This is a genomic window from Rhodococcus sp. P4_F5 (assembly GCF_056401315.1).
Genome location: NZ_JBFUJP010000151.1, coordinates 1 through 774, shown reverse-complemented (window position 1 = coordinate 774; position 774 = coordinate 1). Strand labels below are relative to the sequence as shown.

The 774-nt window shown below is 78.8% G+C and carries 1 pseudogene; it reads left to right on the top strand.

Going from position 1 to position 774, the window contains the following annotated elements:
* Positions 1 to 774 (top strand): annotated as a pseudogene (locus tag AC1DU4_RS26315) (IniB N-terminal domain-containing protein); the annotation flags it as partial.

The window sequence follows — 774 nt, the reverse complement described above, 5'->3', positions numbered from 1 at the left end:
GTGCCGCGCTGGAGGGCGCGCTCGGCGCGGGCGGACTGACGGGCCTCGACCTCGGTGCGCTGTTCGGCGGTGAACTGGCCGGCGGTCTCGGCGGGGCACTCGGCGGCGACCTGGCCGGTGACCTCAGCGCGGCCCTGAGCGCCGCGCTCGGCGCGGACGGCGGCGTCGGTGGCGAACTCGGCGCGGCACTGGGCACCGCACTGGACGGACTGGTCGGCGGGGGCCTCGACCTCGGTGGGCTGCTCGTCCTGGAGGGCGGTCTCGGCGGAGCGGTGAGCTCCGCGCTCGGTGGTGCGCTCGGCGTCGACGGCGGGCTCACCGCGGGCCTCGGGGCCGCGCTCGACACCGCGCTGGGCGTCGCGGACCTGGACCTCGGTGCGGGTGCCGGGCTCGGCGGGGTGCTGGAGAGCGCCTTCGGGGTCGGCGGCGAGATCGGGTCGGACCTGGGTGCCGCGCTCGGCGGAGTGCTCGGCGCCGGACTGGGTGAGAGCCTGGGCGGCGAGGTGGGCGGCGGACTCGGCGTCGACGCCGGTCTGGGGCTGGGCCTGGGCACCGCGCTCGGTGGCGCGCTCGGCGTGGGCGGAGAGGCCGGGGCCTCGCTGGGCACCGCGCTCGAGTCGGCGCTCGGCGTCGGCGGTTCCGCGACCGGTGCACTGGACGGACTGCTCGGTGCGGGCGCCGGAATCGGCGGACTCCTGGATGTGGGCGGCGACGTCACCGGCGGCGTGACCGGCGGCGTGGACTCCGCGCTCGGCGGCCTGCTCGGTGCGGGTG